At 71.0% G+C, this 18915-nt stretch carries 19 protein-coding genes; 5 read left to right on the forward strand and 14 right to left on the reverse strand.

Features of this window, described 5'->3' with window-relative positions; genetic code table 11:
• Positions 1 to 4 precede the first annotated feature (4 nt).
• From M1L60_RS24360 to M1L60_RS24375, 4 genes are read right to left on the reverse strand one after another with little or no spacing between them, the layout of a single operon-like run.
• Complete coding sequence (locus M1L60_RS24360) at positions 5 to 2089, reverse strand: alpha-galactosidase (RefSeq protein WP_253239813.1); 2085 nt, start codon at positions 2087 to 2089, stop codon at positions 5 to 7.
• Positions 2089 to 2982 carry a carbohydrate ABC transporter permease gene (locus tag M1L60_RS24365; protein WP_253239814.1) on the reverse strand — a complete coding sequence of 298 codons (894 nt, stop codon included), beginning with the start codon at positions 2980 to 2982 and terminating at the stop codon, positions 2089 to 2091. The genes M1L60_RS24360 and M1L60_RS24365 overlap by 1 nt, the downstream gene beginning before the upstream one ends.
• Entirely contained in the window at positions 2982 to 3911 is a 930-nt protein-coding gene (locus M1L60_RS24370; RefSeq protein WP_253239815.1) for a carbohydrate ABC transporter permease, read from the reverse strand. The genes M1L60_RS24365 and M1L60_RS24370 overlap by 1 nt, the downstream gene beginning before the upstream one ends.
• Positions 3908 to 5164, reverse strand: a complete 1257-nt coding sequence (locus tag M1L60_RS24375) for an ABC transporter substrate-binding protein (RefSeq protein ID WP_253239816.1) — start codon at positions 5162 to 5164, stop codon at positions 3908 to 3910. The genes M1L60_RS24370 and M1L60_RS24375 overlap by 4 nt, the downstream gene beginning before the upstream one ends.
• An 85-nt stretch (positions 5165 to 5249) precedes the next feature.
• Between M1L60_RS24375 and M1L60_RS24380 the strand changes: the two genes are divergently transcribed.
• Positions 5250 to 6332: an ROK family protein gene (locus tag M1L60_RS24380; RefSeq protein ID WP_253239817.1), complete on the forward strand. Its 1083-nt coding sequence runs from the start codon at positions 5250 to 5252 to the stop codon at positions 6330 to 6332.
• On the opposite strand, the gene M1L60_RS24385 is transcribed toward M1L60_RS24380, so the two are convergent.
• Both M1L60_RS24385 and M1L60_RS24390 read right to left on the reverse strand, forming a co-directional pair.
• Complete coding sequence (locus tag M1L60_RS24385; RefSeq protein WP_253239818.1) at positions 6329 to 7489, reverse strand: hypothetical protein; 1161 nt, start codon at positions 7487 to 7489, stop codon at positions 6329 to 6331. The two genes, M1L60_RS24380 and M1L60_RS24385, sit on opposite strands and share 4 nt — an antisense overlap.
• Positions 7461 to 7991, reverse strand: coding sequence for a SigE family RNA polymerase sigma factor (locus tag M1L60_RS24390; RefSeq protein WP_253239819.1), 531 nt, complete (start codon positions 7989 to 7991; stop codon positions 7461 to 7463). The genes M1L60_RS24385 and M1L60_RS24390 overlap by 29 nt, the downstream gene beginning before the upstream one ends.
• A 99-nt stretch (positions 7992 to 8090) precedes the next feature.
• Here M1L60_RS24390 and M1L60_RS24395 point away from each other — a divergent pair, with 99 nt between their 5' ends.
• The 3 genes from M1L60_RS24395 to M1L60_RS24405 all read left to right on the forward strand — a co-directional run bounded on the left by M1L60_RS24395 (position 8091) and on the right by M1L60_RS24405 (position 10754).
• The gene (locus M1L60_RS24395; RefSeq protein ID WP_253239820.1) at positions 8091 to 8975 is read left to right on the forward strand and encodes a GAF domain-containing protein; all 885 of its coding nucleotides are present in this window, start codon (positions 8091 to 8093) and stop codon (positions 8973 to 8975) included.
• 157 nt (positions 8976 to 9132) lie between these two features.
• Complete coding sequence (locus M1L60_RS24400) at positions 9133 to 9657, forward strand: peptidase M23 (protein ID WP_253239821.1); 525 nt, start codon at positions 9133 to 9135, stop codon at positions 9655 to 9657.
• Positions 9658 to 9878: 221 nt separating this feature from the next.
• Positions 9879 to 10754, forward strand: a complete 876-nt coding sequence (locus tag M1L60_RS24405; protein ID WP_253239822.1) for a universal stress protein — start codon at positions 9879 to 9881, stop codon at positions 10752 to 10754.
• Here M1L60_RS24405 and M1L60_RS24410 read toward each other — a convergent pair.
• The 6 genes from M1L60_RS24410 to M1L60_RS24435 all read right to left on the reverse strand — a co-directional run bounded on the left by M1L60_RS24410 (position 10668) and on the right by M1L60_RS24435 (position 15439).
• The gene (locus M1L60_RS24410) at positions 10668 to 11663 is read right to left on the reverse strand and encodes a nitroreductase family protein (RefSeq protein WP_253239823.1); all 996 of its coding nucleotides are present in this window, start codon (positions 11661 to 11663) and stop codon (positions 10668 to 10670) included. The genes M1L60_RS24405 and M1L60_RS24410 overlap by 87 nt on opposite strands.
• Positions 11660 to 12715: a GNAT family N-acetyltransferase gene (locus M1L60_RS24415; RefSeq protein WP_253239824.1), complete on the reverse strand. Its 1056-nt coding sequence runs from the start codon at positions 12713 to 12715 to the stop codon at positions 11660 to 11662. Before M1L60_RS24415 ends, M1L60_RS24410 begins: the two co-directional genes overlap by 4 nt.
• The gene (locus tag M1L60_RS24420; RefSeq protein WP_253239825.1) at positions 12712 to 13158 is read right to left on the reverse strand and encodes a DUF4188 domain-containing protein; all 447 of its coding nucleotides are present in this window, start codon (positions 13156 to 13158) and stop codon (positions 12712 to 12714) included. Before M1L60_RS24420 ends, M1L60_RS24415 begins: the two co-directional genes overlap by 4 nt.
• On the reverse strand, positions 13155 to 14696 hold the full coding sequence (locus tag M1L60_RS24425) for a phenylacetate--CoA ligase family protein (RefSeq protein ID WP_253239826.1): 1542 nt from the start codon (positions 14694 to 14696) through the stop codon (positions 13155 to 13157). The genes M1L60_RS24420 and M1L60_RS24425 overlap by 4 nt, the downstream gene beginning before the upstream one ends.
• 160 nt (positions 14697 to 14856) lie before the next feature.
• Complete coding sequence (locus M1L60_RS48335; protein ID WP_253239827.1) at positions 14857 to 14949, reverse strand: sporulation protein; 93 nt, start codon at positions 14947 to 14949, stop codon at positions 14857 to 14859.
• 223 nt (positions 14950 to 15172) lie between these two features.
• The gene (locus tag M1L60_RS24435; protein WP_253239828.1) at positions 15173 to 15439 is read right to left on the reverse strand and encodes a GlsB/YeaQ/YmgE family stress response membrane protein; all 267 of its coding nucleotides are present in this window, start codon (positions 15437 to 15439) and stop codon (positions 15173 to 15175) included.
• A gap of 116 nt (positions 15440 to 15555) precedes the next feature.
• On the opposite strand from M1L60_RS24435, the gene M1L60_RS24440 reads away from it, so the two are divergent.
• Entirely contained in the window at positions 15556 to 16842 is a 1287-nt protein-coding gene (locus tag M1L60_RS24440) for a hemolysin family protein (RefSeq protein ID WP_253239829.1), read from the forward strand.
• Here the strand turns inward: M1L60_RS24440 and M1L60_RS24445 are convergent.
• Together M1L60_RS24445 and M1L60_RS24450 are read right to left on the reverse strand one after the other, a co-directional pair.
• Positions 16790 to 18175, reverse strand: a complete 1386-nt coding sequence (locus M1L60_RS24445; protein ID WP_253239830.1) for a sensor histidine kinase — start codon at positions 18173 to 18175, stop codon at positions 16790 to 16792. The genes M1L60_RS24440 and M1L60_RS24445 overlap by 53 nt on opposite strands.
• Positions 18175 to 18858, reverse strand: coding sequence for a response regulator transcription factor (locus M1L60_RS24450; protein ID WP_253239831.1), 684 nt, complete (start codon positions 18856 to 18858; stop codon positions 18175 to 18177). The genes M1L60_RS24445 and M1L60_RS24450 overlap by 1 nt, the downstream gene beginning before the upstream one ends.
• Between the last annotated feature and the right edge of the window lie 57 nt (positions 18859 to 18915).

The raw sequence follows: 18915 nt of genomic DNA on the forward strand, positions 1-18915 counted from the left end.
TCGATCAGGGTTCCGCGGTCACGAGCACGACAACGATCGACTGGGGGGCCGGGGGTGGGCCGGGGAGGCCGGTGTCGGCCAGGGCTGCACCGCTGAGAAGAACGGCAGGGACGTCGTATTCCGGCCACGGGGCCGGGTCGATGCGGCGTACGGAGTAGCGCGCCGCGCGCGACAGGCCGGGTAGGCGGAAGCGTGGCGGTTCGTGCGGCAGCTCGTCGAGTTGGGCGTAGGCCACGATCGCGGCTGACCGGTCGGGCGCCACCACCCCGTACACCCAGGCGTTCTCGACGGCCGAGTCGAGCCGGACCGTGCGGCCGCCGTGCAGCAACGCGCGGTGCGTCCGGTAGAGCTCGATCCAACGCGCCAGCGCATCCAACTCATCGTCGGTGGCGCTGGTCAGATCCCACTCGATGCCGAAATGGCCGAACAACGCGGTGCCGGCCCGGAAGTCCAACGGCAATGCGCGATGCGTCTGATGCGAGCGCGGCGAACTGACGTGCGCCCCGAGATACTCCGGCGGCACCAACTGCCCGGTCCACCGTTGAATCGCCTGCCGGGCCAGCGCGTCGTTCTGGTCCGACGTCCACACCCGCTGGGCGCGCTGCAACACCTCGAGGTCGATGCGGCCGCCGCCGGACGCGCAGCTCTCCCATTCGACGTGCGGGAACCGGGACCGCAACTCGTCGAGCAGCCGATAGAACGCCACCGTCTGCGCGTGGATGCCCGGCCGGCCGGCGACCACGCCCGAACCGCCGTCCACGGCGTCGCGGTTGTGGTCCCATTTGACGTAGTCGACCGGGTATTCGCTCAGCACCGCGCTCATCCGGTCGAGGATGTGCCGGTACGCGCCGGGCTGGGCCAGGTCGAGAATCTGCTGGTGCCTCTCCTCGGGCGGCGTCCGGCCGGCCGTGGCCAGGATCCATTCGGGGTGGTTCCGGAACAGGTCGGAGTCGGCGTTGACCATTTCCGGCTCGAACCACAGACCGAACTGCAGACCCGCTTCCCGTACGTGGTCGATGATCGGCCGCAGGCCGTCCGGCCACACCGCGGGGGCGACGGTCCAGTCCCCCAGCCCGGCCCGGTCATGGCGGCGGCCGCCGAACCAGCCGTCGTCGAGCACGAAGCGTTCCACCCCGATGCGCGCGGCCCGGTCGGCCAGGTCGCGCAGCACCGTCAGGTCGTGGTCGAAGTACACCGCCTCCCACACGTTCAGGGTCACCGGCCGTTCCGAACCGGGGTGCGCGGGTACGGACCTCAGGTAGTCATGGAATCGGGCCGCGAGCCCGTCGAGCCCGTCGCCGGCCGCGCCCACGTACGCCCACGGCGTCTCGTAGGTGGCCCCGGGCGCCAGTGTCACCTCGCCCGGCAGCAGCAGCTCGCCGCCGCCCAGCGCGGTGACCGTCGGGTTGTTCTTGCCGAGCGGGATGCGTTCGAGCCGGTGCCGGTGGTTGCCGCTCCAGCCGACGTGCACGCCCCACACCTCGCCGCCGGCGAAGCCGAAGCCGGGTGTGCCGGCCGTCAACACCGTGGCCGCGTCGAAACCGGTCTTGCCGCGGCGGTTCTCGCGCAGCCACAACCCGTCGGTGATCGGCCTGCGCTGCGGGGTCCGTTCGCGGGCCCAGCGCCCGGTGAAGTCGAGCGACTCCACCGCGCGGTCGGGGACGGGCACGACGACGTCGAGCGCCTCGAGCTGGTATTCCGTCGGCCCGTCGTTGGTCAGCGCGTGCCGCAGGCGCAGCAGGCCGCCGGGCACCGTCTCGACGTCGGTCCGCAGCGTCAGCCCGGCCTGTTTGTCGGCGGCCGCGATCGTCGCGTGGTGCGGTGTGACGGCGATCGAGGTCGGCACGAACCACGGGGACCAGGCCCCGGGTTCGCCGGCGCCGCGGTGGCCGGAGAGCCCCGGACGCCCGTACCAGGTGTGCGAGCCCTCGGGCAGCAGCGGCAGGCCGTCCGGGGTGAGGGCGGCGTGGTCGGCGGCGGTCGTCGCCGGATCGACCACGCCGCACCACGCGACGGTCGGCAGCCGGTCGGCGTGCTCGACGAGCACGAGGCCGGTGCCGCCGGGCGCTCCGATCAGGTGGGCGGTCATCACTTGACGGCACCCCGGGTGACTCCGGAGATGACCCAGCGCTGCGCGAAGACGTACACAATGAGAAGGGGCGCCATGGCCATGAGATAGCTGGCGAAAGCGGCCGGATAATTGGTCTGGAACTGGCTCTGGAACACGTATTGCACCAGGGGCAGGGTGGCCGAGCCGGGATCGGACAGGATGACCAGGGGCAGCAGGAAGTCGTTCCAGGCCCACAGACAGGTCAGGATGCCGACGGTGGCGTTCATCGGGGCCAGCAGCGGGAAGATGACCCGCCAGAAAATGGCCCAGGTGGACGCGCCGTCGATGGCCGCGGCCTCTTCGAGCGCCTGCGGAATGCTGTTGATGTACGCGGTGAAGATGAAGATGTTGAACGCGAGTCCATAAACGACATACAGCAGGATCAGGCCGACCCGGTTGTCCAGGTTGAGGATCGCCGTCTCTTTGGCCACCGGCAGCATGATGATCGGGAACGGCACGAACAGCGCCGACACGAAATAGAAGTACAGCCCTTTGAACAGGCGCCGGTTCATGTTGCGGGCGATGGCGTAGGCCACCATCGAGTTGGTCAACAGGGTCAGCACCACGGCCCCGACCGTGATGATGGCGCTGTTGAGCGCGGTGGTCGGGAAATCGGTCAACCGCCACGCGTCGGCGAAATTCTCCCACCGGATGTCGGTCGGCAGCCCGAACCCCGTACCGCCGAGTTGGTCAGTTGTCTTCAGGGCCGTGACGACCGCGAAATAGAGCGGGATCGCGATGGTCAGCGCCAGCACGCTGAGCAACGCGGTGAGCCACCAGTTGACGCCGGGTCCGCTGCGCCCCTTCCGGCGCGGCGTGGGCTCCGAGGTGCGCCCGACGAGTGTTCCGGTCTCGCTGGCTGACGTGGACATCAGACCTCGACCTCCCGGCGCCGCAGCACCCGCAGCTGAACGATGGAGAATCCGACGATGACGATGAAGAAGATGACCGAGTTGGCGCTCTGGTAGCCGTATTCGCCACCCTGGAAGCCGCCCTTGTAGATGAGCAGGGCGACCGATTCGGTGTCGGTGCCGGGCCCGCCACCGGTCAACGCGACGATATGGTCGAAGATCTGCAGGAAACCCTTGAGCGACAGCACCATGTTGATGGTGAAGAAGCCGGCGATCATCGGGAACGTGATGCTGCGGAACTGCCGCCAGGCCGACGCGCCGTCCAGGTTGGCCGCCTCGTACATCTCGGTCGGCACGGTCTGCAGCCCGGCCAGATAAATAATGATGTTGAAGGCGGCGGACTGCCACACGGCGAGGATCACGATGGCGATCCAGGCCGTGCTGGCCTTGGTCAGCAGCGACGTCGACAGCGCGTCGATGCCGAGCTTCTCGGCCAGCGCGGGCAGCGAGTTCGAGAACAGGTAGTTGAAGATGTAGCCGACGACCAGGATGGCCAGCACGTTCGGGATGAAATAGATGCCGCGCAGGCCGTTCTTGAACTTGATCCTGCCGTTGAGCCCGATCGCGATGGCCAGCGCGACGATGTTGACGAGAATCGTGGCCACGGCGGCGATGAGGAACGTGAACCAGTACGCGTGCAGCACCCGCGGATCGGTGAACAGCGCGATGTAGTTGCGCAGCCCCACGAAGTCGGCCGGTCCGTAACCGGGCGAGTCGGTGAAGCTGTAATAGACGCCCTGAATGACCGGGATCGTGTGGAAGACGAAGAACAGCACGAACGCGGGCAGCACCATCAGATAGAAGGCCCCGGCCAGCCGTACGCCCTTCTTGCGCTGCGGCTCCTCCCGGCCGGCCCGGGTCTGCGGGCGTACGGGTGTCTGTGTGGTCATGACGCGATCACCGCCCCGAGGCCCCAGGTGCGCCGCTTGGCCACCTTGTCCCAGTCGTCGTCGAGCTTTCTCAGGAAGTTGTTCTCGTCGCCGGTGAGCAGGAACTCCTGCAGCAGCGGCCCGAGCGGGATGGCCTGGATGAACTGGTGGTCGGTGAACCCGACGATGCGGCCGGCCTCGATGAAGCTCTGCACCCCGGACAGCGCCGGGTCGTTGTTGCTGAGCCCTTTCAGCGTCGGAATGGCCACCTGGGCCTTGCAGTAGTCCTGCATGACCTTCTCGCCCATCAGGAAGTCGATGAATTTGCTCGACTCGGCCGGGTGTGCCCCCTCACGGGAGGCGGTGATCACGACGTCCACCCCCGAGACCAGGGTCGTCCTGGCCGGGTCGTCGGTGGCCGGCAACGCCATGCTGCCCACCGTGAACCCGGGCTTGCCGTTGCGGATCTGCGGTACGGCGTAACTGCCGAGCAGCAGCATCGCCGACTCCCCGCGGGCGAAGGCGGCGGTGCCGTCCTCGTAGCCCTTGGACAGCGGGTCGGGCTGGGTGAACTCGTACAGCCGGGCCAGCTTCTCGGCCGTCTCGCGCCAGCCGGCGGCGAACGTCGTCCGATCCTGGAAGCGTTGCTGGAAGAAGTCGGGTGGCTGCAGTTGCGACGACAGCGGCGCGAGCGGCGACTGGGCGGTCCAGGCGTCGGCCAGCATCCCGTAGAACGGCGTGATCCCGGCCGCCTTGAACTTCTCGGCCGCGGCGATCAGCTCGTCGAACGTGGTCGGCACCTCGACCCCGTTCTGCTCGAACAACTCCTCGTTGTAGAGCAGCCCGCTGGCGTTGGCGGCGAACGGGACGCCGTTGATCTCGCCCTTGGAACCGGTGCCGAGGTTACCGATCACCGACAGGTAGGCCGGGTTGACGTTGCCCAGCACCTGGTCGTTCCGGAAGTCGCGGAAGATCTTGGCGCTGGCGAACTCGCCGAAGGTGCCGTTGGCGTTGAGCGTCATGACGTCGGGGACGTCGTCCTTGACCAGCCGCGTACGCAGCGCGGTCTCGGGGTCGGCCGGGTTGTCCACGACCACCCGGATGCCGGGGTTGGCCTGCTCGAACTGGGCCGCCAGGTCTTGGAAGTACTGCTGGGCCTCGGGCTTGAACTGGAAGAAAGTGATGGTGGTCCGGTCGTCGCCGGAGGAACAGCCGGTGAGGACGACACCGGCGAGCAGGGCGATGACCGGAAGCAGCGCGGGACGTCGGAGCATGGGCCCTCCAACCGCTTAATTTCAGTCAGGTTGAAACTAACGACCCGCTGAGCCATCGGCAAGAGTCTCTCCGTAATCTGGATTCGTGAGCCTCTCCACCGGGGAACTGGCCGTGACCCGCCATCTGCTCGTCCACGGGCCGGCCACCCGGGGCGACCTGAGCGACCTGCTGCGGGTCTCCCCCGCCTCCATGTCGCGGCTGGCCCGGTCCCTGGTCGAGGACGGCATCGTGGCCGAGAACGCCGAGCCGGCGCCCGGGGTGGGCCGGCCGCGGCAGATCCTGTCCGTGGTGCCGGGGGCCCGCCACGTCGTCGGCTGCAAACTCACCGCGACCCGGGCCTACGGGGTCGTGTGCGACATGCTCGGCGACGTCAAGGCCACCGCCGAGGCCGCGCTGCTGGCTCCCCGGTCCGACGGCTCGGTGCCGGTCGACGGCACCGTCCGGGTGCTGGCCCAGCTCGTGAACCGGCTCGGCCGCAAGGTGCCCTCGGTCGACGGCATCGGGGTCACCCTGGGTGGCGTCGTCACCGACCGGGCCGTGGTCCGCGAGGGCACGTTCCTGGGCTGGCGCGACGTGGATCTCACCATCCCGCTGCGGCACCGCACCGGGCTGCCGGTGGTCGTCAGCAACGACGTCACCGCCCTGGCCCGCGAGCAGCTCTGGTTCGGCGCCGGCCGCACCCACGCCACCTTCGGCGTGATCACGGTCGGGGCCGGTCTCGGCTTCGGCGTCGTCCGCGAGGGCGTCGTGGTCGAGCACCTCATCGACAACGGCCACCTGCTCGCGCACGCCCCGGTCGACGGCCGCGGCCCGGAATGCAGCCTCGGGCACCCCGGCTGCGTGGCCGCCTATCTCAACCGGGACGACATCGAGCGCCGCGGCGCGACCGGCCCGGCCCGCGTCGAGGACGCGGCCCGGGCCCTGGGTCATCTGGCCGCCACCTTCGCCGGCGCCCTGCAGAGCACCCGCATCGTGCTGGCCGGCGAGGACATCACCGAGATCGCCGAGTCACCGGTGATGGCCGCGACCGTGGCCGACCGGCTGCGACCGGGACCGCACGAGACGCAGCGCTGCGTCCTCGACATCACCGTGGCCCCGCTGACCTTCAGCGACTGGGCCCGGGGCGGGGCCGTGACCAGCATCCAGGCCGTGCTCGGGGCGGCCTAGATCGGCTTCCACGCGTCCCGGTCAGCCACATCGGTGAAGGTCAGCCCGCGCAGGATGCGCCGGATCTCGTCCATCGAGAGCCCGCCGGACCGTTCGAACTCGGCGAAGTGCTGCCCGTCGATCAGCAGCGTGCAGTAGCCGCCGCTGTCGGTGCACTTCAGGTCGCGGCCACCGGTCGGCGCGTTGCTCGTCTTGGGCTGGCCCCGCCAGATCGAGAGCCGGCCCCGGCCCATATAGATGTCCAGGTCTTGCTGCAGTTCCTCGCGGGTCGGCGACCGGCGGTCGACGATGAGCCGCGAGACGAGGTCGGTCTCGCTCTGATCGACCGCTGTCACCTTCAACCCTTCAGGCAACCAGCCCAGGGTGTATGGGACCCGGGCCGGCTGCGCGGGCCGCGGTTCGAGCGCGGCCACGATCGCCAGCGACTGCTCGCGGCTGAGCGGTTCCTCGTCCGCCTCGGGGACGAAGGTGGCCCAGGCCGGGCCGTCGTACTTCCACGCGAACGCCGTACGGGTGAACAACTTCTTCTTGATGCTGGGGTCGTTCGGCGCGATCCTCGGGTTCGTCCTCCGTTTGGCGGCCAGGTCGTCGCGGTCGATCAGCTCGAACGTGTACCTGCGCTCGATGCCGGGCCGCCCCGCGATCGTGACGTTCACCGGCGGACCGACTCTCACCCACGACCGCGGGCCCACGCCGAACGACGCGATGTCGTACGCGCCGGGCCGGTACAGGGTGATCCGGGCGTCCGGGTACGGGTACTTCACCCCGTCGGCCTCGATCGTCCGGCCGTCGCGATAGACCGGGATCTGCTGGTAGCCGAGGGTCGCGAGCCCCACCGGCCCGATCTGCCAGCGGCCGACGCGTCCGCCGCCGGCCGTGAAGCCCAGCCCCTCGGGCTGCTCGAAGTCTCTGATGACGGGGGCGCGCGAGGTGTCGGCCGGCGCGTCCACGTGCGACGCCCGCGGGGCCGGGCCGGTCAACCCGGCCACCACTGCGACCGCGGTCACCAGGGCCGCGCCGCCGGCACCGGCCACGGCGGCCCACCGGCGCCGGGCCCGGATCCTCTTGGCCCGGCCGATGATGTCGGCCGTGCTGGTGCGCGGGGCCGGCGCCCCCTCCTGCACGGACTCAAGCACGTCCTCGATCCGATACGACATGGCCCGCTCCCTTCTCGGTGATCTCGGCCGCCAGGACGGCGCGTAGCGTGTCCAGGCCGCGGCTGGTCTGACTCTTGACGGTGCCCGGGGCGCACCCGAGGACCTCGGCCGTCTCGTCGAGACTCAGGCCCTCGATGTAGCGCAGCACCAGAGCGGCCCGTTGCCGCGGCGGCACCCGGCGCAGGGCGGCCCGCAGCCGGAGCCGCTCGTCGACGTCGCCCGACCGGTCCGGGGCCACCACGTCGGGGAACGCCTCGCCCACGGCGTGCTCGCGGCGCCACGGCCGGCGCTTCTCCCCGATCGCGGCCCGGATGACGGCCTTACGGGCGTACGCCTCGGGCGTCGCGACTTTGTCCCATTTGAGATACAGCCGGGACAGCGCGCCGGACACCGCGTCCTCCGCCGCCTGCCAGTCGCCGCAGGTCACGTACGCGAGCGCCCGGAGGGGTGCGAACCGGGCCTGTACGAACTCCCGGAAGCCCTCTTCCGACTCGGCATCCACTGAACCGGTCTCCTCTCGTCGACACCTAGAGGCGCCGACCGGCTCGCCGGGTTGCACCGATGTCGCAGAAACTCAGTGTTTGCTGGTAGACAACTATCCATGACTGACGAGCGAGCGACCACGGCCGGCCCGATGGACGCGGTGGAGAGCGCGAACGCCGGGCAGATCGCCCTGCTCGAGCTGATCGCCCGCCAGGCGCCGCTGCCCGAGGTGCTCGACGGGATGGCCCGGTGCATCGAACGGCTGACCCCGCACGAGGTGCTCGTCTCGGTGCTGCTGGCCGACCCCGACGGCCGCCACCTGCGGCACGGCGCCGCGCCCGGGTTGCCCGACTTCTACAACGAGGCCATCGATGGGATCGCCACCGGCGAGGGTATCGGTTCGTGCGGCACCGCGGCCCACCGGCGGGAACCGGTCATCGTCACCGACATCGCGACCGACCCGTTCTGGGCCGACTTCCGCGACCTGGCCGGCCGGGCCGGCCTGGCCGCCTGCTGGTCCACACCTGTGCTGGCCCGCGACGGCGCGCTGCTCGGCACGTTCGCCATGTACCACCGCACACCCCGCGTCCCCGACGAGTCCGATCTGACCCTGGCCCGGATCTTCGCCGGCACGGCCGCCCTGGCCATCGAACGCCACCACGACGAGCAGGCCCGGCTGGCCGCCGAGGAACGCGCCCGGGCCGCCCTCGAAGAGCTGGCCGAGGCCGTCCGGGACGCGGAACGACGCGCTGCCGCGGCCGCCGACCTGGCCGCCCGGATGCGGGCCGCCGCGACCGCCCAGGCCACCGCGCCGCACCCCGAACACTGTCAGCTCGGCGGCGTCCCGCCCTGCGAGGCCCCGGCCGAGATCAAGATCGCCGACTCCTGGGGCGACGCGGCCTGGGGCTGCCCCGACCACGTCGAGGAGGCCATCATCAACGTCCGCTCGGTCTTCATCGCCAGCGAGGAACTGGGCGGACTGGCCGCCTACCTCAACCGCTGAGCCGCGCCTCAACCGCCCTGCCGCCCCTCAACCGCTGGGCCGCGCGCGTCCACTTCGGCTGGCCGGGCCCCCGCACGCAGTCCGATCGGTCGATGTCCGCACTGGATCATCGCCGGGTAGCCTTCCCGGGCCCACTCCCCGGAAGGTACCCCTGATCTTGCGCGCGCTTTTCGTGATCGCGGCCGCCGTTGTGGCCGGTTTTGTCATCAGTCCGATGCTCAAGGCGGACGCCGGGTGCACCCCCACCACCCCCGCTGCGGCCACGTCGGCCAAGAGCAAGTGGAGTGACGAGCAGGTCGCCAACGCGCGCATCATCGTCACCGTCGGCAACGACCGCCGGGTACCCGAACAGGCCCTGGTCATCGCCATCGCCACCGCCCTGCAGGAATCCAGCCTGCGGAACCTCTCCGGCGGCGACCGCGACTCCATCGGCCTGTTCCAGCAGCGCCCCAGCCAGGGGTGGGGCACCCCGAAGCAACTGACCGACCCGGCGTACCAAACCGGAAAGTTCTACGACAAACTGCTCCGCACCAAGGGCTGGCAGACCATGCGCGTCACCGAGGCCGCCCAGGCCGTGCAGATCTCCGCCTACCCCAACGCGTACGCGAAACACGTCCCCGCCGCCACCCGCCTCGTCGAAACCCTGAGCGAGAAGCCCGCCACCTGCACCACCAGCACCTGAGCGGCGCCGCCCGGGAGGGGCTTGTCACTGAGCGCCCGAGCGAGTGCCGGCCCCGGTTGAAGCCACGATCGGCCCGCGGGCGCGGGCCGGCACGGAGGTGGACGCGCTCGCCTTTGTGACGGCCGTGGTGGGGCGGGTCATCGGACTGTCATGCCGTTGCGGGGGCGTTGACACACGCGGTGGGCACTACTTGTTCTTCCGAACAACCGGGAGGAGCAGGGATGGACACCAAAGCTGTTGTCATCGGGGTGGACGACTCGGCGGAGGCGATGGCCGCCGCGCGATGGGGTGGACGGTACGCCGAAGCGATCGGCGCGCCGGTGCAGTTGCTGCATGCGGCGGCGAGCCCCGAGACGGTGTCGGTGATGTTGCCGGTGCCGGTCGGGGTCAGCACGGCCGGGCTCAAGCGGGACGGGTCGACCGCCGACGACATCCTGCGCGTCGCCGCGGCCGAGGCGACCAAGTTCGATCCGTACCCGGAGGTGGCCACGCTCACCGTGCCCGCCGAACCGGTGGCGGCCCTGGTCGAGGCGTCGGCCGAGGCCGGGCTGCTGGTTCTGGGCGCGCGCGACCGTGGCCGGGTCACGTCGGCGCTGTTCGGGTCGGTGTCGGGGCGGGTCGTGGCGGCCGCGCACTGCCCGGTCGTCGTGGTGCGGGAGGACGTCGATGATTCCGGCCCGGTCGTGGTGGCCGTCGACGCGGCCGGCACCAGTGAGGCGGCGGTGCGGTTCGCGTTCGGCGAGGCCGCCCGGCGCGGGTGTGATCTGTTCGCCCTGCACGCGTGGCAGGTGCCGCCGATGCCCTCCGGTGCGGGCAGCACCGCCGTCATGACGAGCACACGCTACCTGCCGGACGCGGCGTTGCGGGTGCTGTCCGAAGCGGTCGCTCCCGGCCGGGCCGAGTTCCCGGGCGTGACCGTGCACGAGCGGCTGCTCACCGGCCCGCCCGAGCAGGTGGTGGCCGACGAGACGGGCGACGCCGCGCTGGTGGTCGTCGGGTCGCGTGGGCGGTCACCGCTGACCGGGCTGCTGTTGGGCTCGACCAGCCAGGCCCTGCTGCACCGGTCGGACTGCCCGGTCGCCGTGGTCCGGTGCTGACGGGCTCAGGCGGGCCGAGCGGGCCGGTTCGTGCTGCGGGTAGCCGACGCGGAAGACCGCGAGCGGCGTCGCGCCCACCCGCTCGGCCAGGCGGGCGTTGGTGGCCGGGCAGTCCAGCAGCTGGCTGAGCGGGTGCACGGCCAGGCCGAAGCGGGCCAGCAGCAGCCAGGTGCGCAGCAGACGACGGCCCGACTCGCGGAGGTCGTCGCTCGGACCGGTCAGGACCAGCACGCTCCCGTCGTACCGAAGAAGGTTGCGACTGCTCGCCGCGAGCAGCGTGGGCAGACCGAGGCGCCGGGTCAGCCCGTAGCCGCGCAGCGCGCCCGACAGCACCCGGGCCTCGAGACGGCTCAGGCCGAGGGCGCGGTCGGTCAGCCCGTCGCGGTCGTAGCGCGGGTCGCGCGGGTTCAGCCGCAGCCAGGCCCGCAGTTCGCGGGCCACCGGCGGGGTGCCGAACATCCAGCGGTCGGCCTCCTCGAGCTCGCCGGCCAACGCGCGGCTGCGCACGTGCACGAGCCCCGGCTCCAGGGCGGCCAGAATGACCAGGTCCAACAGGCCTTCCGCGTACGGTCCCCGCGCGACCCGCCGCAGGTCGACATCGGCGGCGTGGAAAATGGTGTCGTACCGCTCGGCCGCCGGCACCAGCCGGATCCGCGCCGGGTCGCTGAGGTCGCAGCCCACGTTCAACCCGGCGTCGGCCGCCACGATCAGGGCCGTCTCGGTGAACGCGCCCAGCCCGAGCGCCAGGTCCCGGCCCGTCGGGTCGGAGTCGGGCAGCGAGCGCTCGGGGTCGACGCCGATGACGATCTCGTCGGCGCGGTAGTCGATGGTCCAGGGCTGGGTGTTGTGCGCGCTCGGCGCCCGCCGGAACAGCGACTCGCGCTCCCGCAGCTGCGATACCCAGGTCATGCCGCACCTCGCTGATAGAAGGTGTACCCGTGCAGGGCCCGGCCGCCGGCCCGCCGGTACGACGCGGTGGAGGCGGCGTTGTCGCGCTCGACGAACGTGCTGCGCAGCGTCCGGTAGCCGTTCGCCTCGAGATGCCGGTGCACCTCGCGGCTCAGCAGCGTCATGTAGCCCTGGCCCTGCTCGCCCGGCACCACGCCTTTGACGACCAGCACCGCGTCGCGGCGGTAGCGCGACCGGGTGGCCAGCAGCCGCAATTGTTCGATCGGGCCGAGCCGGCCGCCGGTGCTCATGAGGAACTCGGAGACGTCGGGCATGGCGACGATGAACGCCACCGGGCGGCCCGCCTTCTCGAGCCAGACCAGCAGGCCCTCGTCGAGCAGGTAGGCCAGGCCGTCGGTCTGCTCGGCCAGCTGTTCGGCCGAGATCTCGGTGTAGTAGCCGAGCTGCGCGAAGCTCGCGTTGAGCATCTTGCGCAGGATCGGCAGCTGGTGACGCAGCCCGCGGCGGGAGCCGTGCCGGATCACCAGGCGCTCGGCGGCCAGGCGGCTGTCGTCGAACTTGTAGGCGTCGGCCGAGCCGGCGACCTCGACCGCCCAGGTGTCGGCCTCGAAGCGGCGGGTGAAGCCGTGCCGCTCGTACATCGCCGGGTAGTACGCCGGGTTCCAGGCCGAGTCGACGAAGCCGCGCCGGCCGAAGCCGCTCGTGATGACGCCGCCGGTCTGGTTGGGCAGCAGCGCCACCGGGCCGAACAGCGAGCGCCCGCCGGCGGCCCGGGACACGACGTCCATCAGGGCCGTGAACACGGCGTCGTCGTCGGTGAACTCCGTGTGCCCGAACAGCTGGCCGGCGCCGAAGGCCGCGTCGCGGTGGGTGCTCGTCCGCCCGACCACCCGGCCCCGGTGGTCGCGCACCACGTACAGCGTGGCGGTCCGGCGATGCCCGGCGATGACCGGCGCCGGCAACGGCACGTACTTGTCGCGGGGGTGCAGGCGCGCCGGGAACTCGCAGAAGTCGCGGAAGTCGGCCCGCGTCCGCACCGGGGTCGCCCTCATTTGCGGTGCACCGGCGGGCCGACGGCCTCGGTGGACAGCGGCGTCCACGTCGGCATGTGGGACATGCTGCCGTCCTCGGCCCGCCACGCGCCGTTGCTGTAGCCGTGCGGCTGGGCGGTGAACAACCGGATGAACCCGGCGGTGGCGTTGTTCGCGCCCTCGTCGGTGAGCCAGCACATGAGGTCGCGGTGGTGGCGGCTGCGGGCGAACTTCATCATCGCGTCCTGATCCTCGAAGAAGGCGATGGTGCCGATCGTGTACGGGAACTGGTAGTACACGGTGTGCCAGCGGTACCCGGCCATCCGCTTCATCTGGCGCACCATCGGGAACCAGGTGCGGATCGTGTGCCACATGGCCAGCGGCCCCGAGTACTTCGTGGCCCCGATGAACATCGAGGTCGCCTGACCCTGCGGCGGGGCAGCGGAGAAGTCGGTGGTCCTCATGCGGGCTGCCCCTTCACGACGTAGACGTTCTTGAGCTTGGCCGCGGCGCCGGTGAACGGGCCCGCGCCGTGCTCGTGGACGGTGACGCGCACGTCGGCCGCGGACGGGTCCTCGGCCAGCGATTCGGCGAAGTCGCGGCTCGACTGGGTCAGGTGGGCCAGCACGCCGGCCCGGCAGGCGTCGGCCAGCAGGTCGCGTTGCGCGGGCTCCAGGCGTACGCCGGACCGCAGTTGAAGGTGGACGGTCGGGCGGCTCTCCAGATCGGCGCCCTGCACCAGCTCCAGGCAGAAACCTTCGAGCTGATGGGCGTACGGGTTGCTGTCGTACAGCCCGTACTCGATGTCCTGGGGGTAGATGTTGGCCCCCATGTACGAGATCGTGCTGTCCTTGCGCCCGAACAGGAACAGGAACGGCAGCCGCATCCCGTCGACCTTCAACGCGGCCAGCGCCTCGGCCCGGGCGGCCGGCTCGGTGACGGCCGCCAGCACCTCGGGCAGGGTGATCAGCCGGCCCTCGTCGCCGATGTTGTAGCGCACCTTCGGGTTGACCACGGCGGTCGAGTTGATCGTGCACAGGATCTCGGAGTCGGCCGTGGTCTCGAGGTACGTCTCGAGCGGGTTGTACTGGAACACCATCGGCAGCCGCTCCTCGTCCGGGCCGAGCAGCCGGGCCCGCAGCAGCGGATCGGTGCGCAGACGGCGGCGGAGCCAGACGCTGAGGTCGGTCTCGCCGGCCATACCGATGGTGAGATCGCTGGCCCCGTAGCCCGACCGGACCTTGCGGAACCGCTTCTCGAGGTAGTCGCGCAGCGCCTCGGTCATGCCCTCGCCGCCGACCAGCCCGGAGATCCGGTAGTCGGCCCACGGGAACCGCTCGGCGTCGAGCTCGTCCAGCAGGCGCTTGAGGAACGGCGGGTACGCGGTGACCACGTACTCGAAATCGGGTCCGAAGTGCCGCAGCGTGTCGATGATCTTGCGGATGTCGGGCCCGGTGTTCTTGACCATGGCGATCCGCGACATCGCGATGCCGGTGTTGGTGCCGGTGGCCCACGCGCCCATCGAGTAGGCATTGATCACGAACCGCCGCTGCGCGGGAAAGATCATGGTGGCGTACGCGGCCAGGTTGCGGTGCACCGCCTGCAGTTCGGCCCGGCTGCGGACCCAGTTGAACGGCTGCCCCGACGACCCCGACGACTCGTCGACCACGGTGCCGGCGATCTCGAGCCGCCCGTTGCGGCAGCGCTCGTGCTCGGGGTAGGCCGTGACGTACGAGGCCTTGTCGGTGGGCGGGTAGCTGTCGAGGTCGAACCAGCGGAACCGCCAGCCCTTCCGGCGCAGGAAGTCGCCGTAGGCGGGCACGTCGAGCGCGGCGAACTGGCAGGTCATCCACGCGTTGAGGCGGGCGAAGCGGGCCATCCGCGGGTGGTAGTGGCGAGCCATGAAGCGCCACACCGCGGGGTGCGACCGATAGAGGGCGTAGATGCCGCTCAGCGCGTAGCTGCCGAGCCGCAGCGTCCATTGCCGGAAGGTCGAGATCACGAGGTAGACGCTATGGATCAGGACCGGTCCGGCTCTTCCCCACGCCTACTCAACCCTTCTGAGTACGCGACCTCATCTGCTTCGATCACGGCCGGGACCACGGGAGCGGTAGCGGCCCGCCTCGAACGGGGTGCCCCGGCCGGGCCGGGGCACCGTCCGGCTACTCCTCGCCGTCGCCGTTCGGGTTGTCCAGCACCGTGTCGACGGACAGGCCGCCGATCCCGATGGCGCCGAGCATTTTCTTGAGGACCACGCCGCACTCCCGAAATTCGATCTACGCATTCGGGACGAAGTTATGGGACGCGACTGAACGAGAGCTGTGAGATCCGCCATTATCGAAGAGGGCCCTGAACGCCCTTTCTCACCATTTACTGACCGTGCCCTTTACTTGCCCTTACCTTGTTTTCAGTCAATTCTCAGGGCATAAGAGAACCGCCGCCCGGCCATGATGGCGGGCGGCGGCTCGGTGTCGCGCGTCAGCGGCGGCGGCCGTACAGACCGGCGACCAGGCTGACCCCGACGGCGGCCAGCACAACCTGGATGAGCAGCTCGATCCAGTCGACACCGCCGGTGTCGTCGACACCGATGGCCGCGGCCAGGAAGGTGCCCACGATGGCGGCGAGGATGCCGATGAGGATCGTCAGCCAGATCGGGATGTTCTGTTTCCCGGGCACGACCAGGCGGCCCAGGGCGCCGATGATCAGGCCGATGACGATCGCGGTGAGAATGCCGGTGACTTCCACTTCAGCTCCTTGGTACGGGGGTTGCTTCCCTATTTCCCGGACCGGGGGCGCGGCCAAACCTGAAGTACTATTCGGCGTACCGAATTAATTGAACGACGAGGAGTTGAGACACCGCAGTGGGCGGTTACGGATGGCAGATCGTACTTGTGGTGGTGCTGGTTCTGCTGAACGCGGTTTTCGCGGGCAGTGAGATGGCCCTGGTGTCGCTGCGGGAGAGCCAGCTGCAGCGCCTGGAACGCGAGACCCGCAGCGGGCGCACGCTGGCCCGGCTGGCCCGCGACCCCAACCGGTTCCTGGCCACGATCCAGATCGGCATCACCCTGGCCGGCTTCCTGGCCTCGGCGTCGGCCGCCGTGTCGCTGGCCCGGCCGCTGGTCGAGCCGCTCGGCTTTCTCGGCGGCGCGGCCGAGCCCGTCTCGATCGTGCTGGTCACGATCGTCCTGACCTTCTTCACGCTGGTCGTGGGCGAGCTCGCCCCCAAGCGCATCGCCATGCAGCGCGCCGAGAGCTGGGCCCTGCTGGTAGCCCGTCCGCTCGACATGTTGTCGGCGTTCTCGCGCCCTGCGGTCTGGCTGCTGGGCAAGACGACCGACGTCGTCGTCCGGATCACCGGCAACAACCCCGACGCCGGCCGCGAAGAGGTCAGCGCCGAGGAGATCCGCGACATGGTCCAGTCCCAGCAGGAGTTCTCGGCCGAGCAGCGCACGATCATCAGCGGCGCCTTCGAGATCGCCGACCGGATCCTGCGCGAGATCCTGGTGCCGCGGCGCGAGGTGCTCGCGCTCCCGGCCGACCTGCCGGTGGGCGAGGCGCTGGCCCGGCTGGTGGCCGGCGGGCACTCCCGGGCGCCCGTGGTCGGCCCGGCCGGCCTCGACGACGTGCTCGGTGTGGTGCACCTGCGCGACCTGATCAGCGCGACCGGCGTGGTCAGCGAGCACAAGTTCGCGGCGCTGTTCCTGCCCGAGACGCTCAAGGTGTCGGACGCGATGCTGCAGATGCGCACCCAGCGTCAGCAGCTGGCCCTGGTCGTCGACGAGCGCGGCGCCATCGACGGCATCGTCACCATGGAAGACCTGGTCGAGGAGGTCGTGGGCGAGATCTACGACGAGACCGACCGCGACGTGCAGTCGGTGGTCCACGAGGACGACGGCGCGATGCTGCTGCCCGGCACGTTCCCGATCCACGACCTGCCGGACATCGGCATCGACGTCGAGAACCTGCAGGACGGTGACTACACGACGGTCGCCGGGCTGGTGCTGTCCCGCCTCGGCCACATCCCGACCGCGCCGGGCGAGGTCGTCACGCTCGACGACCACCGGGCCGAGGTCACCCAGATCTCGGGCCGGGCGATCACCCAGGTCCGGCTGCGCCGGGTCCGGGCGGCGGCGCCGGCCGAAGGCTGACGACGGCGTCGATGCCGGTCGGCCGGGCAGCGTCGAGCCGCACCTGACCGCCACCGGCCTGGACCAGCCGGGCCACCAGGGCCAGACCGAGGCCGGTCCCGCCGCGGGGCGCGCCCGGCGCCCGCCAGAACGGCTCGAGCGCCTTCTCGCGCTGGTCGGGCGGCAGGCCGGGCCCGGCGTCGACGACGTGCACGGTCACGAGCTCGTCGTCGGCCCGGGCCACGGTCAGCCGGATGGTGCTGCCGTCGGGCGCGGCGTTCAGCGCGTTGGAGACGAGGTTGTCGAGGATCTGCTCGATCGCGCCCGGCATCGCCGACGCCCACACGGGGCCGGCGGCCCGGGCGACGACGGTGATGCCGCGCTCGGCCGCGAGGGGCCGCCAGATCTCGGCCCGGCTCAGGGTCTCGGCAGCGACGTCGACGGCTTCCGGGGCCTCGTCCTGATGCTCCAGCAGGGTGAGGTCGAGCAGCGTGTTGACCAGCTTGTCGAGCCGCTCGGTCTCGCTGAGGGCGGCCTCCAGCCCGTCGGCGCCGTCCGGCGACACCTCGGGTTCCAGGTTCTCGAGCCGCAGCCGGAGCGCGGCCAGCGGCCCCTTGAGCTGATGGGAAGCGTGGTCGGCGAACGCGCCGCGGGCGGCCAGCACGCTGTGCAGGCGCTGCGCGGTGCGGTTGAACGTCTCGGCCAGCCGCCGGAGCTCGGGCGGGCCGCCGGCGATCCGGACCGCGGCCGGGCCGGTGTCGTCGGCCAGCTGCCGGGTGGCCTGTTCGAGCGCCTTGACCGGGCGGACGATCCAGCGGGCGAGCGCGAGGGCGACGGCGGCGCTGCCGGCCAGGGCCAGCAGGCAGGCCGCGGCCAGCAGGGCCCAGACCCGGTGGATCTGCTCGGTCACCGGGCCCATCGGCACGCTGAGGCGCACGGCGCCCGAGGTCGGCTTGCCGGCGTGGAACGACACCGAGACCGACATCATGCGTACGCCGTCGACGTCGGCGATGCGGTGGCCGATCCGGCCGCTGCGGCCCAGGGCCGGGGCGACGTCGGCGGTATCGGTGACCTGCGGCCGGGTGCTGTACATGAGCCGGCCCGACACGTCGAAGAGCTCGACGTGCCCGCCCCAGCGCCGGGCGGCCGCGGTGGCGATGTCCTGGATCTGGTCGCCGTCGTCCTCGCCCAGCTCGGCGTCGACGTAGGCGGCGACGATCTCGGCCTCCCGCTCGAGCTGCCGGAACGCCTGCTCCTGCTCGCTGTGCCGGTAGAGGTAGCCCAGCGGCACGGCCAGCCCGGTCAGCACGGCCAGCACGAGCGACAGATAGGTGAGGACGAGGCGACGGGTCATCAGCCGGGCACGACGAGCCGGAACCCGACCCCGCGCCGGGTCTCGATCCAGTCCGGACGGCCGAGCTTGCGGCGCAGCGAGGCGATGTGGAAGTCGAGGGTCTTGCTGCGACTGTCGGTGGTGGCCCAGATCTGCTCGAGCAGCTTCTGGCGCAGCACCATCGTGCCGGGCCGGGCGGCCAGCATCTCGAGCAGGTCGTACTCCTTGGGCGCGAGTGTGACGCTTTCGCCGTCGACGAGCACGTCGCGGGTCGCCCGGTCGATGGTGAGCGCGCCGATGACCTGGGGACCGGCCCCGGGCTCGGCCGCCGGCGGCGCCCCGGCGGCGCGGGTGGCCCGCGAGCGGCGGTCGACGGCCCGGATGCGGGCCACCAGCTCGCGCAGGCTGAACGGCTTGGCCAGGTAGTCGTCGGCCCCGCCCTCGAGCCCGCGGACCAGGTCGGCCTCGGCCCGGCGCGAGGTCAGCATGATGATGGGGACGCTCTGCGTGCGGTTGAGCTCCCAGCACACGTCGACCCCGTCGATGTCGGGCAGGCCGAGGTCGAGCAGCACCAGGTCGGCCGGCGGCGCGGCCAGCGCGGCCGCCCCCGTCCCCACGTGCTCGGCCACGATGCCGAACCGGGCCAGCCCCTCGACCAACGGCACCGCGATGGCGTCGTCGTCCTCGACCAGAAGCACCCGCACGCTCTCCCCCTCAGCCCTCACACAAGGCTCCCATGTCGGCCCGGCGTGAGCGGCTTC

It is taken from the genome of Paractinoplanes aksuensis, assembly GCF_024137025.1.
Classification (GTDB): domain Bacteria; phylum Actinomycetota; class Actinomycetes; order Mycobacteriales; family Micromonosporaceae; genus Actinoplanes; species Actinoplanes aksuensis.